The sequence below is a fragment of the Streptomyces yangpuensis genome (genome assembly GCF_024666385.1).
GTDB classification, from domain to species: Bacteria; Actinomycetota; Actinomycetes; order Streptomycetales; family Streptomycetaceae; genus Streptomyces; species Streptomyces yangpuensis.
The window spans coordinates 88,327-102,721 of the sequence record NZ_CP102514.1 but is presented as its reverse complement, the minus strand read 5'-3'; the positions used below and the strand labels follow the sequence as shown (position 1 = coordinate 102,721).

Here is a 14,395-nt window from a genome sequence, read left to right as displayed (position 1 = left end):
TCGAAAGGACGCACATGATGAGGATTCGACGGCCACTGTGCACGACCCTGGCCGCCCTCACCGCCCTCACCGCCCTGACCGCCCTGACCGTCGGTGCGGGCGCGTCGGCGGCAGCCGCCCCCATTACGCCGGCCGCCCCCGCCGCGTCGACTGGCCTGGACTGGGTGGCGCTGAAGTCCGCCATGGACGGGGTCCGGCGGGCAGGCGTACCGGGCCTGTACGCGGAGGTGCGCGACACGGGTGGCGGCCCCGGCCGGAGCTGGCGCGGCGCCTCCGGGGTCGCGGATCTCGGCACCGGCCGCCCCGTACGGCCCGACATGCGGCATCGCGTCGGAAGCGTCACCAAGACCTTCACAGCCGCCGCAGTCATGCAGCAGGTCGAACAGGGCCGGATCCGGCTCGACGCACCGATCGGAGACCACCTGCCGGACCTGGTACCGGGAGAACGCGGCAGGAAGATCACCGTCCGGATGCTGCTCAACCACACCAGCGGCATTCCCGATTACATCCCCTACGCGTTCCCGTCCCTCCAGACGTTCCCCTCGCCGGCCTCGGCGCGGAGCCTGGAAGACAACCGGTTCAGGCGCTTCCGCCCGGCCGAGCTCATCGCCCTGGGACTCGCGGCGCCCCCGGTCGGCGAACCCGGCGCCCCCACCGGGGTGTACTCCAACACCAACTACCTGCTCCTCGGCGAACTCATCGAGCGCACGACCGGTACGGCCGCGGAGGAGTACATCACCCGCCACGTGATCCGGCGCGCCGGGCTCCGGAACACTCAGTTCCCGGCCGGGACCCGCATCGACGGCCCGCACTCCCGGATGTACGAGTCCCTGTACGGCGTGCTCCAACCGCCGCGCGACTACAGCGTGTACGACATGTCGTGGACGGGGACGGGAGCCGCCCTCGTATCGACCATGGAGGACCTCAACCGCTTCTACGCCGAGCTGCTCGACGGCCGGATCGTGGGCCGGAGGTCGCTTGCCGAGATGCAGCGCACGATCCCGGTCCGCGCCCTGGACGGATCGGCCATCCGGTACGGCCTCGGCCTGCACGAGGTCACCGTCCCCGGCTGCGGCACCTTCTGGGGCCACGACGGCACGGTGTGGGGAGCCCGAACGATGTCCCTGACCCGCGCCGACGGCGGACGCCAGATGTCCGTGGGGATCAACCTGGAGAGGTGGAACGAGGCGGACGCCTCCGGCCGACCGCAGCACCACCCCATCGACGACGCCCTCTCCACGCTCTACCGCACCGCGATGTGCCCCACCCCGCCCCCCACCCCCTGACGAACCCGCGCCGCCAGGGCGCCTCGACCCGAACGCGCCCCGCACCACCGCAGGACGGGACGGTTGGGGGACGCGTACTCGCCGGCCGCGCAGGCGGAAGGCAACGGGTGCGCCGACGCCACCCGGCGCCTCGACTGCACATGGCTGAAAGCCTCCGCCGCCCGCCGCCCGCCGCCCGCTGCTGACCCCGGCACCCGGCCGGTCGGCTGACCCGGGCATGCGACCGGCCGGGTGACCCTGCCCGGCCGGCGGCCGCGTACGGCGCCGGCGGGCCCGCCCACGGGGGAGGATGCACGCACTCGTTCTCGTTCCCCCTCGGCAGCAGAAACGGCGGAGAGGAAGAAGATCCACGGTGCCGTCCCAGGGATCCACGCAGCGGCCCACGGCCGAACTCGACGCCCGCTACAGCTCCGCGCTCAACCCCCGCCCCGGTGCCTCCGAGGTCACCGCCACCGACTGGGCCGAGGCCCGGCGGCTCCTGGAGGCGGCCGAGATCTTCTGGCTGTCCACGGTACGGCCCGACGGCCGCCTGCACGTCACCCCGGTGATCGCGGCCTGGCACGACGGGGCCGTCTACTTCTCCACGGGACCGGGCGAGCAGAAGGCGAAGAACCTGGCCCACGACGGCCACTGCGCCCTGACCACCGGAGGGAACTCGCTCACCGAAGGCCTCGACCTCGTGATCGAGGGCAGGGCGGAACGGGTCTCCGATCCTGGCCGGCTGGAGGAGGTGATCACGGCGTACGAGGCGAAGTACGGCCCGCACGTCACCTCGTCCGAGGGCACCTTCCACGGGATCGACGAGGCGCTCCGGCAGGGAGCCGCGGTGGCGTTCGCGGTGACCCCGACCACGGCCTACGGCTTCGGCCGCGACGACGGCGTCTACAGCCACACACGGTGGACCTTCTGAAAGCCCTTGCCCACACCACGCCCACACCCATACCACGCCCACACCCACACCCACGCCGGGGCCCACACCCACGCCCGGGCCCCCACGCCCGGGCCCCCACGCCCGGGCCCCCACGCCCGGGCCCCCACGCCCGGGCCCCCGCGCCCTCAGCCGGACCGGCGGGCGTTCGGCCGGGCGTTGATCCGGGCGGCCTGGCGCGTCAGATGGTCGCGTTCGGCGAGGTTCGGAGCCTTCCGGGCCGCCTCCGCGTACAACCGGGCCGCCGTCACCGGGTCACCGTCGCGCTCGTGGAGGTACGCCGCCACCGCGGTATGGCGGGGGAGCGAAGCGTCGAGTGCCGCGAGCGCCGCCAGGCCCGCCCGCGGCCCGTCGGCCTCGCCGACGGCCACGGCACGGTTGAGACGTACGACCGGGCTGTCGGTCAGGCGCGCCAGCTCGTCGTACCACTCGACGATCTGCGGCCAGTCGGTCTCCTCGGCGACGGGTGCGTCCGCGTGGAGCGCCGCGATGGCCGCCTGGGCCTGGAACTCGCCCAGCCGGTCGCGGGCGAGCGCCGCCTGCAGCACCACGACGCCCTCGGAGATCATCGCCTTGTCCCACCGGCCACGGTCCTGCTCGGCGAGCGGCACCAGACCGCCGTCGGCGGCGGTCCGGGCGGCCCGCCGGGCGTGGTGGAGCAGCATCAGCGCGAGCAGCCCCGCCACCTCAGGGTGGTCGACCCCCGCCGCCAGCTGCCGGGTGAGCCGGATCGCCTCGGCCGCCAGGTCCACGTCGCCGGAGTAACCCTCGTTGAAGACCAGGTAGAGGACGCGCAGGACGGTGGCGACATCACCGGGCCGGTCGAACCGCACGCCGGAGACGGTGCGCTTGGCCCGGCTGATCCGCTGCGCCATCGTCGCCTCGGGCACCAGACAGGCCCTGGCGATCTGGCGGGTGGTGAGCCCCCCGACGGCCCGCAGGGTGAGCGCTACCGCGGACGACGGCGTCAGCGACGGGTGCGCGCACAGGAAGTGGAGCCGGAGCGTGTCGTCCACGCCCGGTGCGGGGCCGGGCGGCGGTTCCTGATCGACGAGGTCCTCCCGGCGGCGGCGGGAGGCGTCCGCACGCGTCGCGTCGAGGAAACGGCGCCAGGCCACGGTGACCAGCCAGCCCTTCGCGTCGCGCGGTGGGTCGGACGGCCAGACACGGACCGCCTCCACCAGGGCGTCCTGCACGGCGTCCTCGGCCGCCGCGAAATCGGCTCCGCGGCGGACGAGAACGGCGAGCACGCCGGGCGTGAGGCTCCGCAGGAAGACCTCGTCCATCAGAGGATCACTCCGTGATGGTGGGCGGCGCGGCCAGGAACGGGCGCACCTCCAGCCACTCGTGGATCGGCTTCCCGCCCGCCCCGGGAGCGGCCGACAGCTCCCCGGCCAGCTCCAGGGCGCGTTCGTAGCTGTCGACGTCGATCACCATCCATCCGGCGATCAGGTCCTTGGTCTCGGCGAACGGCCCGTCGGTGACCGGCGGCCGTCCCTCACCGTCGTACCGGACCCACGCCCCCTCGGGCGCCAGCGCCTGCCCGTCGACGAACTCGCCGGTCGTCTCGAGCCGCGCCGCGAAGTCGTTCATGTACCGCATGTGGTCCGAGATCTCCTCCGGCGTCCACCGGTCCATGGGTACGTCGTTGATCGGGGCCGGGGCGCCGCGGTAGTGCTTCAGCAGCAGGTACTTGGCCATGGTGCATCTCCTCGGTGCTGGTGCGACCCATTCTGGCCGCGTTCACACCGGGGACGGAGCGGCAGGCCGCTTCTCGACATCCCGGCCCGAACAATTTCCGGCGACCGCCGCTGCACCCGGCCCGGCCCGGCCCGGCCCGGCTCGTACCGGCCCGGCGCCACCGCCCGGCCGACCGGCACCACCATCGGAATGATGCCCGTGGGCCAGTCGTGCTGCGCCCCCGCACGCCTTCGACGTCCCGGCCGGCATCGGGACCTACGGTGCCGTCAACCCGTCCAATGCCGGACTCCGTCCCGCCACTCCGGCGTTCCCTTGGAGGTCACCATGACCCGTCCGCCCCAGCCGTTCGGCACCGTCGTCAGTACCGCCGGCGTCAACCTGCGCCAATACCCGAGTACGGACTCCTCCGTCGTGGGCAACCTCAACCACGGCGCCGAGATCGGCCTGCACAGCAAGGTGCACGCCCAGACCATCGACGGCAACAGCATCTGGTACCTGCTGCGCGACAAGGCCGTATGGGTCTCGGCCCGCCACGTCGACAACACCGGAGAGGTGCCACTGTCCAAGGACGCCAAACCGTCCGCCCCCCAGGGCTGAAGCCGGTCCCCGAACCGCCCGCGTGCACCCTGCGGACAAGCCCTGGGCCGTCCGGGGGCAGCCGGTGGCTGCCCCCGGGCCGGGATCCGCTGTCCTCAGGCGACGACGCGCAGCCGCGTCACGCCGCGGTCGATCGCGCCGCGTACGTGACCGTTCGGCGCGGCCGCGGTTTGCCGGAGGAACCGGACGACCTCGGCGGTGATGACCTCGCCCGGCAGGACGTTGGGAATGCCCGGCGGGTACGCGGCCAGCGTGTCCGCGGAGATCCGCCCGACGGCATCCTCCGCGGCGACGACCCTGGTGGGGCTCAGGAATGCCTCACGAGCCGTGAGCTTGGTGGCGCCGGGGTCCGGCAGCCGCAGGCCGTCCGAGCCCGTGCCCGAGCCCGAGCCCGCGCCCGAGCCCGCGCCCGAGTCCGCGTTCGTTTTCGGGCGCCTGTCACCGTGAGCGGCGCCGGCCGGGGCGGTGAGTGGGGAGGGCAGGGTGTGCAGTGCCTCGACGAACCGGTCGGTGTCGGGGACGGATCCCGCGCCGATCACGGCGACGATCGCCGCGCCGGTCGCCACCTCGACCATGACCTGATGGTCGCGGAAGAGCCGGCGCCGGGCCTCGTGGCCCGTGATCCCGCCGGCCCGGGTGTCGATGGCGATCCGCAGCGGATCGGCGCCGACGATGTCGGGGAAGGCATGGAAGCCGTCGCTCACCACAGTGAACCGGCCCAGCGCGCGGACTGTGTCCCGTACCCGCTCCGCGGTCTCGATGCAGCCGCCCGTGGCGTCGGCGCCGGTGGCGAGCCTCCTGCGGGCGAGGTCCAGCGACGCGGTCAGCAGGGCACTCGCGCTGGTGGACTGGACGAGCCGGAAGGCGCGGTCCACCAGAGGTTCGAGCCGGTCCGCGAAGGGCCCTTCCGCCAGGTGGAGCATGGCCGACTGGGTCAGGCTGCCCGCCAGCTTGTGCGTACTGGAGGTCACCAGGTCGGCGCCCATGGAGAGCGCACGCGCGGGGAGGTCGGGATGGAAGCCGAAGTGCGATCCCCACGCCTCGTCGACGATCAGCGGGACCCCGGCGGCATGGGCGGTGTCCGCGATGGCGCGTACGTCGGCCACCGCCCCGAAGTAGCTCGGCGAGACGATGTACACGGCGGCCGCGTCCGGTGTCCGCGCAAGCGCCGCTGCCACATCCGGGGCGGTCACGCCGTGGGCGATGCCATGCTCGGGGTCGACGGACGGATGGACGAAGACGGCGCCCATGCCGGACAGGACCAGTCCGTCGATGACGCTGGAGTGCACGCTGCGCTGCACGATGAGGGTGCGTCCCAGCGCGGGCGCGACCATCGAGGCGATCTGGTTGCCCTGCGAGGCGCCGTTCGTCAGGAACCACGTCCGGCGCGCGCCCCAGGCTTCGGCCGCCAGCTCCAGGGCCCGGTCCAGCGGGGTGTCCTGGCCGAGGTCGATGCCGTCGAGCAGCGGCGGGAAGTCCAGGGCGGTGACCATCGGGCCGAAGAAGCCGTCGAGGTCCGAGCCGCGGGTCGCGGCGTGCCCGGGCACGTTCAGCCTGAGCCAGTCCCGTCCGGCATGGCGCAGTAGTGCCTCCGCGTACGGGGCGCGGAGCTGGGCGGAGGGGGCGTGATGACCGGTCGTTCTTGTGTTCACCCCGGGAGCGTGACAGCCCTCGGACCATCGAAGAAGGGTGGAGTTTTCGTTGGCCCTCCATACGATGTCTATATGCTCGATGTCAGGCATCTCCAGGTACTGCGGTCCATCGCGCAGGAGGGTTCACTTGCCGCCGCCGGCCGTGCGCTGCACTACAGCCAGCCCACGATCACGCATCACCTCGCCGCTCTGGAGGCCCACTTCGACGCCCGGCTCGTCCAGCGCGGACCGCGCGGCGCCACGCTGACCGAACTCGGCGAGGCTCTGCTGCCCCACGCCGAGGCCGTGCTCGATCGGCTGCGCCGGGCCGAGCTGGAAGTGCGCAACCTCGCCGAGCGGGGCGCACGTACCCTCCACATCGGCACGTTCCCCACGGCGGGGGCCCTGCTGCTGGCGCCCGCGGTCAAGCGGCTCCACCGGCAGGGCGTGCACATTTCGCTCACCGAGGGCGAACTCCCGCTGCTGCTGAAGGGGCTGAAGGCGCGCGAGCTCGACGCCGCCCTCGTCTTCTCGCAGCCCGGCGACCGCCTCGACCTCGACGAGGACTTCGAGGTCCATCCGCTGCTGACGGACCCGCTCCTCCTCGTCATGCCGGAGGACCATCCGTGCGCGGCGCTGGACCGGGTGTCCCTCGGTGAGCTGCGGGACGCCACGTGGGTGGGCGCCGCCGACCCGCACGACCCGTGCGACCGTGTGCTCGCGTGGGCGTGCGCCCAGGAGGGGTACGAGCCCGTGCACGCGATGCGCACCGACGACTACGCGGTGGTCCAGGGCCTCGTGGCGGCGGGAACGGGCGTGGCCCTCGTCCCGCGGCTCGCCCTCGTACACCCTCGGCCCGACCTGGCCGTGCGCCCCCTGGCCAGCCCCGACCTGGCGCGGGAGATCAGCGTCGCCCTCCTGCGTTCCACCTCGGCCGCCGCCGCCCAGGAACTGATCGCGGCCCTGCAGGAACAGGCCGCGCTGATCACGGAGCGCTGGTCCGAGGCATGATCGCCGGAGCCCGCCCGTACGCTCCGGGCCATGACACGGATGAGTGACGACGGGTTGCGCGGCTATCAGGTGGGAGCGGTGGGAGCGGTGCGGGCCGAGCTTCGCGCGCTCTCGGTGGGCGACGATCGTGAGGGGATGCTGGAGGGGACTCCACACCTGCACCGCCGCTTCCGTCTGCGGGCCGTGGAGAAGGCAATGGCGGCGACCCCGCACCTGTATGTGCACGACCTCGAGCAGATCCGGGCCGATATCGCCGAGCGGTCCGAGGAGTGGCTGCCGCGGGAGGCGGCCCATGCGCGGCTGACGTCGTGGTGGACACCCGAGGGCCTTGCGGAGCCCGGGCACACGGAGCTCAAGGTGATGTGGTTCCAGACGGCCGCGGACGACCCCTTCGCCCGCCTCGCCGCGATCCTGCGTCCACTGGACTGGGCTGCGCTCGCCAGGTTCGTGCCCTGGGAGGACTGAACCGCGTTCCGAAACTGCCGGGCACGGTGATGAAAATGATGGATCAGAGCAACCATCTGCGCAGGTCGGACGTCTTCTGTGCGAAGAAACGTTTCCAGGGGGTTTTGTCTGTGAAGTTGTCCCGGATTGCCGCAGCGGTCACCACCGCCGCTCTCGCTCCGGCCGTCCTCATCGCGTCACCGGCGTTCGCCGCCGGTTCGGACGCTCCGGCCGCCGGCAACCAGCCGGCTCCGACCACGCCGGACCAGTCCGTTCCCGACCAGGCCGAAGAGGACCGCAAGACCATCCTCGCGATCATCGCTCACCCGATGGCCAGCGAGTACATGAAGGAAGCCGGCCGCAAGGCCATCGCCGACGGCCCGCAGGCCATGAGGAAGTTCATCGAGGTCGACCAGCACAGGATCCGCATCGACGACTATCGTGTGGCGATCCTCCGCCTCTCCCACGATGCCGGGCCCGGCCTGAAGGAAGGCATCGAAAAGCTCTTCCGGGGCGGAGAGACCCTGGAGCAGCTGCAGCACTTCTACGAGGTGACCCAGCACGAGCTGCGCGACCAGGACAACAAGGTCGAGATCTCCAGGATCATCAGCACGGGCGGCACCGCGGTCAAGGAGGCCGGCAAGAAGGCGCTCCAGGGCACCCCGGCCGACCGCACCGCCTTCCTGAAGACGGGTCGGTACCTCGCCCAGGCCTCGGACGACCGCGTCGAGCTCGCGCGCATCGACGAGGGCTGGCAGGGCCCGATCCTCAGCGAGGCGATCAGCAAGCTCCTCAACGGATCGCCCACCCCGGCCGAACTGCGCCACTTCCTGGAGGTGACCCAGCACGAGCTGCGCGACCAGGACAACCGCGTCGCGATCGCCAAGATCATCGACGGTGGCGGTCCCGAACTGGTCAAGGCGGGCCGCGCCGCCCTGGCGGGCACCGCCGCCGACCGGGCCGAGTTCCTGAAGACGGGCCAGCACGAGGCCCGTGCCAAGGACCAGGCGGCCAAGGACAAGGAGAAGCCCGGCACGGGCAAGGACGACCAGGGGCAGGGCAACGGCTCCGGTACCGGTACCGGTTCCGGTGGCAACGGTACGTCGACCGGCAGCGGTTCCGGCTCCGGCAACTCCGCCGTCACCGCCCAGGGTGGCAACGGCGCAGCCCTCGCCACCACCGGCGCGGGCGACAACACGACCATGATCGCGGGCGGCGCGGGCACCGCGCTCGTCGCCGGCGCGGGGCTGCTGCTCGCGGCCCGGATGCGTCGCGCCGGAGCGGCGGGCTGACCCGGCCCGCCCGCCGCGCGTTCGCGCAGTAAGGGCCGTCACCCCACGGGTGGCGGCCCTTCGCCTTCTTCGGACATCGGGTTCCCCACACGGCAGCGGCTCAGATGGGGCACTCGATGTGGATGTCGATGTCCACGTCCTCCGTGTGGATGCTGATGTCGATGGACGACTCCGTCTCCACCGGGATGATGGAGATCGGTATGCCGTCGGCGAGTCCCTGGCCGATCAGCGCCTTCCACCGGAAGGCCTCCGCGGGGTCGGAGGTGACCTCCACCATCATTTCGCGCTGCTTGTCCGTCAGCGCAAAGTACTCGTCCCCGAACGCCAGGGCGCCCTCGTTCTGGACGATCCCGATTGCCCTGCGGCGTTCCTGCTCGTCCTGCGTCAGTCGCTGGATGAGCTCATCGAAGGTTTGCGGATTGAGCGCGGGCTTGGTGTACGTGGCCATGGTGTCTCCTTGAAGCGCATGGGTCGGCACAGCGGCTTTGGCCAGAAGTGCCGGAAGGACCGGAGCCGGTGCGGGGAAGCCGGCCATGAACAGGCCTGGATCTTCCTTCTTGCCCCTGTTCCACCGTATGGGCAACTCGTTTGTGCTGCACGGCGGAAGCTGCCCCTCACTCCCCTGGGCCCGGCGGGCTGGCGGCCCTCGCGCTTCACCACGGACAGTGGCAGAAAGACCCCGCCAGGGAAGGCCCGCCACTCATGTCCGGACCCGTGGAATCCCTGCCCGACTGCGCCGACGACCCCACCGGCGCACTGTGCACCATGTTCGTCGACCTCGTGCAGGGCAGGCGGATCGAACAGGGGCAGGAACCCGCGCTGCGGCCCGTCTTCCTCAAGGCACACGGCTCCGCCCGGGGCCTCCTCACCGTCGACGCCGACCTGCCCGAGGAGCTGCGCGTCGGCTTCCTGGAGGCGGCCCGCGCCCAAGGCGGGTTGACCGCTTGGGTGCGATTCTCCAGCGACACAGTGCCCACCCGGTCCGACTTGCGCACCACCCTCGGCATCGGGATCAAGCTCTTCGGGTTGCCCGGCGCAAAGCTCCTGGCGGACGACAGAGCTGCGGACACCCAGGACCTGCTGCTCCAGAACCACGACGTATTCTTCGTCGACACCGCCCGTGACATGTGCGAATTCACCCGGGCCGGGTTGGTCGACAGCACTCTCCAGGCCTATCTGGACAGCCATCCCGTCACCCGGACCGTCCTTCAGGACATGGCCAAGGTCGAGAAGAGCACGCTGACGGCCACCTACTGGAGCGTGCTTCCGTACGGCTTCGGAGACGAGCGGCACGTCAAGTACAAGCTGGTCTCCGCAGGCTGCCCGGATGGCGACCCGCAGGCCGTGCCGCCCGACGAGGACCCGTCCTTCTTCCGCGGTGACCTCCGGCACCGGCTGTCTGCCGGAGAGGCGGCCTTCGACCTGTTCGTACAGCTGCGCACCGCCCCGGGCGATATGCCTCTGGACCGGGCCACGGTCCGCTGGGAGGAGGCGGCGAGCGCTCCGGTGCGAGTGGCCCGGCTGACCCTGCATCAGCAGAACACCGAGGCCCGCGGGCAGGCCGCGTACGGCGAGAACCTCGCCTTCAATCCCTGGCATTCCCTGGCCGAGCACCGCCCGGCCGGCAGCATCGCCGAGGCCCGCCGGGTCGTGTACCTCGCCTCGGCCGCCCGGCGCCGGGACGCCAACGGCATCCCCGCGACCGAGCCCGGCCCCGCTCGGCCGGCCTCCACCGAGCCCCCCGGCCGCGACACCCGGATCGTCCGCGCCGCCATCCACCCGGCGATCGGCGTGGCCCGGGTCGGCGACAGCGCCGAGGGCTTCTTCCTCGCCCCCGAAGTCGACGACGCGCCCACCGAGACGTCGTACAAGGACGCTACCGGGGCCCTGAAACGGCAGGCGGTCCGCTTCCGGGTGTACGGCTTCAACGCCGCCGGGGAGCCGGTCGCCGAGTTGACCGCGGACAACGCCGACCTGCGGTGGACCGTGCATGTGGCCAACAAGAAGGCCGCTTGGTACCAGTTCCAGCTCGCCCTGGACATCCCGGAGGCCACCCAGGCTCCGGAGAGCCGACTGCGCAACGCCACCGTCCGCCCTCGGAGCCGGCTTGTCATCGACCCCGGCTCCCGGTCCGTGCGCGGCCGCGACCGGGCCGGGCTGCCCGAGCTCCGTTTCGACACCGGCATGTTCCTGGGCACCCCCGTCTACCTCGGCGAACTACGCACCGATCGGGCCGGCCGGCTCCTCTTCCTCGGCGGCCACGGCAAGGCGGCCTCGGCGGACAACCTCCCCGCCACCGACTACGCCAACAACGACGGCTGGCACGACGACATCGCGGACGGGCCGGTGCGCGCCGAAGTCCGGATCGACGGCCGGACCATCCCCGTCGAGCCCGCCTGGGTCGTCGTCGCGCCCCCCGACTACGCGCCCGGTCTCAAGTCCGTCCGCACGCTTCACGACCTGCTCCGCGACACCTACGTGACGGCCGGGCTGCTGCCACGCCCGCAGCGGGTCTCCTTCACCCACGACGTGTTGCCGGTGCTGAGGCGGCTGTGCGACCTGCAGTGGGTCAACCACGGACTCGCCGTCCAGTTCGGCCACGGCGGCCGCGACCATCTGCTGGCTCCCGAGCGGCTCACCCGGCTGGCGAGCAAGGACCCGGTCCACAAGGAGCTGCGGCGCCAGGTCTGGGCATCGCTGCGACACCTCGACCGCGACGGCATGTCGCCCGTGCCCTGGCCCTCGGTGTACGGGGACGCCGTGAATCTGCCGCCGGTCTCCCCGCGCCAGCACCTCGCCCTTTCACCCCTGCAGTACGACCTGCTGACGCGATGGATGGACGGCGCCTTTGTGGAGGATTTCGATCCGGCCACCACACCGGTGACCAGGCTGGAGGACGTTCCGCTCGCCGAGCGCCCCGCGATGCTGGACCGGGCCGCGCTGTCGTTCTGTCTCGCCGACGCCTTCCACCCCGGCTGCGAGCTCACCTGGCCGATGCGGCACGCCACGATGTACTCGGCCCCCTTCCGGATCAAACACCGCGATCCGGGTCTGTCCGACCAGAGCTACGGCCGAGTCCTCACGCCGCAGGCCGCGCTCGGGGTCGACGGCCCCCTGTACGCGCAGGGGCCCGGCCACCTCACCCGGTGGATGGCCGTCCCTTGGCACACCGACACGGCGAGCTGCCGCTCCGGCTACGACCAGGGCTTCGGGCCCCGCTACGACCCGTACCTGCCCACATTCTGGCCGGCCAAGGTGCCCAATCACGTCCTGGCCGAGGAGGAGTACACGATCGCGATGGACCCCGCGCGGCCTCAGGAGGAGCGCAGGCTCGCCTTCGAGCGCAGGTCCGTATGGCTGCGCTGGCTGCCCACCGGCTACCAGGCCCAGATCAACGAGATGGTCCGGGACTTCGGCAAGCTCGGGATCGTCGAACGCCGGCCCGGACCGCAGGACACCCCCGGGCTCCCCGAGACCATGCTGGTGGAGTCCGAAGTGACCTTCGCTCCCGAGCCCGCACCGCCCCGCGAACGCAATCTGATCACCGTGCACGTGCCGGAGGCCGCCGACCCCGAGGTACGGGCTGAGGCCGTAGCCGCAGTCGTAGCGATGGCCGAGCCGCCCGATGACGAGGTCTCGGCCGGCTTCATCAACAAGATGTCCCGCTTCCCGGGCCGCCCGTGACAGGCGGCTGCGACGTGGTCGTGGCCGGCGCCGGGCCGGCCGGGTCGGTCGCGGCGCTGTGCCTGGCCCGCGCGGGCCGCAGGGTTCGGCTCCTCGCTCCTCGGCCGCAGGACCCGACTGGGCTGCGGAGAACGGACCCGTACCGGATCGGCGAGACCCTGCCGCCCGCCGCCCGGCCTCTGCTGCGCGACCTCGGTCTGCTGGACGGGCTCGACGCCGACGGGCACCTGCCCTGTACCGGCACCGACGCCGCCTGGGGCTCAGAGCAGCCACACGGGCGCGGTCACGTCATGGACCCGCACGGCCACGGCTGGCACTTGGACCGCGTCCGCTTCGACGCGTTCCTGCGCGGCGCGGCCGAGGACGCCGGGGCTCGGCCCGTGTGCGGCGTCGCAGTGCGCCGAACGGGCCGACCCGGAGCGTGGCGGCTGGTGATCCGCGAGCGCGGGGTGGAGCGGGAACTGCCCTGCAGGTGGGTGGTGGACGCCACCGGCCGACGCGCGGCGATCGCCCGACAGTGCGCCGCACGGCTGCGGCAGGACCGGCTCGTCGCCGCGTACGTCCTACTGGCCGGCCCCGTACCAGCCGACCAGGACCTGCGCACGCTCGTCGAGTCGGCGCCGCGCGGGTGGTGGTACACCGCGCGGGTGCCCGCCGGGCGGCTGGTCGCCCACCTCACCGACCTCGACCTGGTCGACCCCCGGCTGCGGACCGCCGCCGGGTTCCTCGAAGAGGCGGCCGGCACCCGGCACGTCGGGACCCGGCTGGGCGGCTACGCCGCCGGGCGGCTCCCGGAACCGCGATGGGCGCCGGCCCATGGGCAGCGTCTCGCCCGGCCGACCGGGCCGGGCTGGGTGGCCGTCGGGGACGCCGCGCTTGCCTGCGACCCGCTCTCCGCCCAGGGGATCCTCACGGCTCTGCACACCGGCGCCCGGGCGGCCGCGGCCGTCGACGGCTCCCTGCGCGGCGAGGCGGGCGCCCTCGCCGCATACCGCGCCTTCGTCGACGGGATTGCGGCACGCTACCTCGCCCTGCACGCCCAGGCCTACGCCGACGAAGCCCGTTGGGTGTCGTTGCCATTCTGGGCTCGACGCCGACCGTCGGTGGCGGCCCTGACCGGGGGCCTCACGCAGGGGTGAGGCAACAGCATTCGCGACGTGCCAGGGCCGGCAAGCCGAAGGGCAGCCACGACCGGCTCGCCCGGGGGCGGACATGACCAGCCTGCTCAACCCGCCGTGACTCGCCGGGTGCCAGAGCGTATGAAAGACATCTCGCGGGACGAACGACTCCACAGCCGCCCCGCCGCTTGGCCAGGGGCGAGCGGACTGTCGCGCACCACCTCCAGGGCGAGCAGCCCACCGGCAAGGCGGAACGCCTCTCCTTCGAAGCGTCGCAGCGCCGGGCGGCACCCCGGCCCCGGCCCGCCCGGGTGACCACCGGCGCGCCGGCCGCCGCGCGCCGCACAGGCAGCGGGGCGGACGCGGGCCCGGGGCACGGACGGCGCGACGGACAGCGCCTCCGCCCCCAGGGAGCGGCCCCGGCAGCGATGCCACCCGGTCCGGAGGCGGTCTCCTGGCGGTCCTGGCTCTCGGGGGTCTTCTCGGCGAAGGGGCGCAGGCTCAGGAGTTCCCTGGCCGCCTTCCCCCGGCTGCTGCCGGGGCTGATCAGTACGGTCAGCACGAGCAGCGCGTAGGGGATCAGGGCGATGACGCCGGCGTCGGTGTGGAGGAGGTCGCAGATGGACATAGGCCTCGATTCGTCTGGTGGGCCCGTCAGGGACACAGCGGGCGCGGTGCCCGCCGGTGCGTCCATTGCGTCCCA

Annotated in this window: 13 protein-coding genes; 9 read left to right on the top strand and 4 right to left on the bottom strand. The window is 72.5% G+C overall.

Annotated elements, in window-relative coordinates:
- The first annotated feature begins 182 nt into the window (after nt 1-182).
- Nucleotides 183-1,286 (top strand): serine hydrolase domain-containing protein, encoded by a 1,104-nt coding sequence (locus NRK68_RS00455; protein ID WP_257857727.1) that lies wholly within the window; start codon nt 183-185, stop codon nt 1,284-1,286.
- Between the two features lie 352 nt (nt 1,287-1,638).
- Complete coding sequence (locus NRK68_RS00450) at nt 1,639-2,196, top strand: pyridoxamine 5'-phosphate oxidase family protein (RefSeq protein ID WP_257854346.1); 558 nt, start codon at nt 1,639-1,641, stop codon at nt 2,194-2,196.
- A gap of 146 nt (nt 2,197-2,342) precedes the next feature.
- Here the strand turns inward: NRK68_RS00450 and NRK68_RS00445 are convergent, their stop codons facing one another.
- Both NRK68_RS00445 and NRK68_RS00440 read right to left on the bottom strand, forming a co-directional pair.
- Complete coding sequence (locus NRK68_RS00445) at nt 2,343-3,500, bottom strand: RNA polymerase sigma factor (RefSeq protein WP_257854345.1); 1,158 nt, start codon at nt 3,498-3,500, stop codon at nt 2,343-2,345.
- Between the two features lie 7 nt (nt 3,501-3,507).
- On the bottom strand, nt 3,508-3,915 hold the full coding sequence (locus NRK68_RS00440; RefSeq protein ID WP_257854344.1) for a YciI family protein: 408 nt from the start codon (nt 3,913-3,915) through the stop codon (nt 3,508-3,510).
- Between the two features lie 324 nt (nt 3,916-4,239).
- Between NRK68_RS00440 and NRK68_RS00435 the strand changes: the two genes are divergently transcribed.
- A complete protein-coding gene (locus tag NRK68_RS00435) occupies nt 4,240-4,512 on the top strand; it encodes an SH3 domain-containing protein (RefSeq protein ID WP_183069479.1) in 273 nt (90 codons plus the stop codon).
- Between the two features lie 95 nt (nt 4,513-4,607).
- Here NRK68_RS00435 and NRK68_RS00430 read toward each other — a convergent pair whose 3' ends face one another.
- Nucleotides 4,608-6,164 carry an aminotransferase class I/II-fold pyridoxal phosphate-dependent enzyme gene (locus NRK68_RS00430; protein WP_257854342.1) on the bottom strand — a complete coding sequence of 519 codons (1,557 nt, stop codon included), beginning with the start codon at nt 6,162-6,164 and terminating at the stop codon, nt 4,608-4,610.
- A gap of 72 nt (nt 6,165-6,236) precedes the next feature.
- Between NRK68_RS00430 and NRK68_RS00425 the strand changes: the two genes are divergently transcribed.
- From NRK68_RS00425 to NRK68_RS00415, 3 genes are all read left to right on the top strand, one after another.
- Nucleotides 6,237-7,154, top strand: coding sequence for a LysR family transcriptional regulator (locus NRK68_RS00425; RefSeq protein ID WP_183069477.1), 918 nt, complete (start codon nt 6,237-6,239; stop codon nt 7,152-7,154).
- 30 nt (nt 7,155-7,184) lie between these two features.
- A complete protein-coding gene (locus NRK68_RS00420; RefSeq protein ID WP_183069476.1) occupies nt 7,185-7,619 on the top strand; it encodes a hypothetical protein in 435 nt (144 codons plus the stop codon).
- A gap of 116 nt (nt 7,620-7,735) precedes the next feature.
- Nucleotides 7,736-8,890 carry an ALF repeat-containing protein gene (locus NRK68_RS00415; protein ID WP_257854341.1) on the top strand — a complete coding sequence of 385 codons (1,155 nt, stop codon included), beginning with the start codon at nt 7,736-7,738 and terminating at the stop codon, nt 8,888-8,890.
- Nucleotides 8,891-8,990: 100 nt separating this feature from the next.
- On the opposite strand, the gene NRK68_RS00410 is transcribed toward NRK68_RS00415, so the two are convergent.
- The gene (locus NRK68_RS00410; RefSeq protein ID WP_183069474.1) at nt 8,991-9,338 is read right to left on the bottom strand and encodes a hypothetical protein; all 348 of its coding nucleotides are present in this window, start codon (nt 9,336-9,338) and stop codon (nt 8,991-8,993) included.
- A 254-nt stretch (nt 9,339-9,592) separates the two neighbouring features.
- On the opposite strand from NRK68_RS00410, the gene NRK68_RS36690 reads away from it, so the two are divergent.
- From NRK68_RS36690 to NRK68_RS00395, 3 genes are all read left to right on the top strand, one after another.
- On the top strand, nt 9,593-12,574 hold the full coding sequence (locus NRK68_RS36690) for a LodA/GoxA family CTQ-dependent oxidase (protein ID WP_308295998.1): 2,982 nt from the start codon (nt 9,593-9,595) through the stop codon (nt 12,572-12,574).
- A gap of 14 nt (nt 12,575-12,588) precedes the next feature.
- The gene (locus NRK68_RS00400) at nt 12,589-13,713 is read left to right on the top strand and encodes an NAD(P)/FAD-dependent oxidoreductase (RefSeq protein ID WP_257854339.1); all 1,125 of its coding nucleotides are present in this window, start codon (nt 12,589-12,591) and stop codon (nt 13,711-13,713) included.
- Between the two features lie 167 nt (nt 13,714-13,880).
- Nucleotides 13,881-14,267 carry a hypothetical protein gene (locus NRK68_RS00395; protein WP_257854338.1) on the top strand — a complete coding sequence of 129 codons (387 nt, stop codon included), beginning with the start codon at nt 13,881-13,883 and terminating at the stop codon, nt 14,265-14,267.
- Nucleotides 14,268-14,395 lie beyond the last annotated feature (128 nt).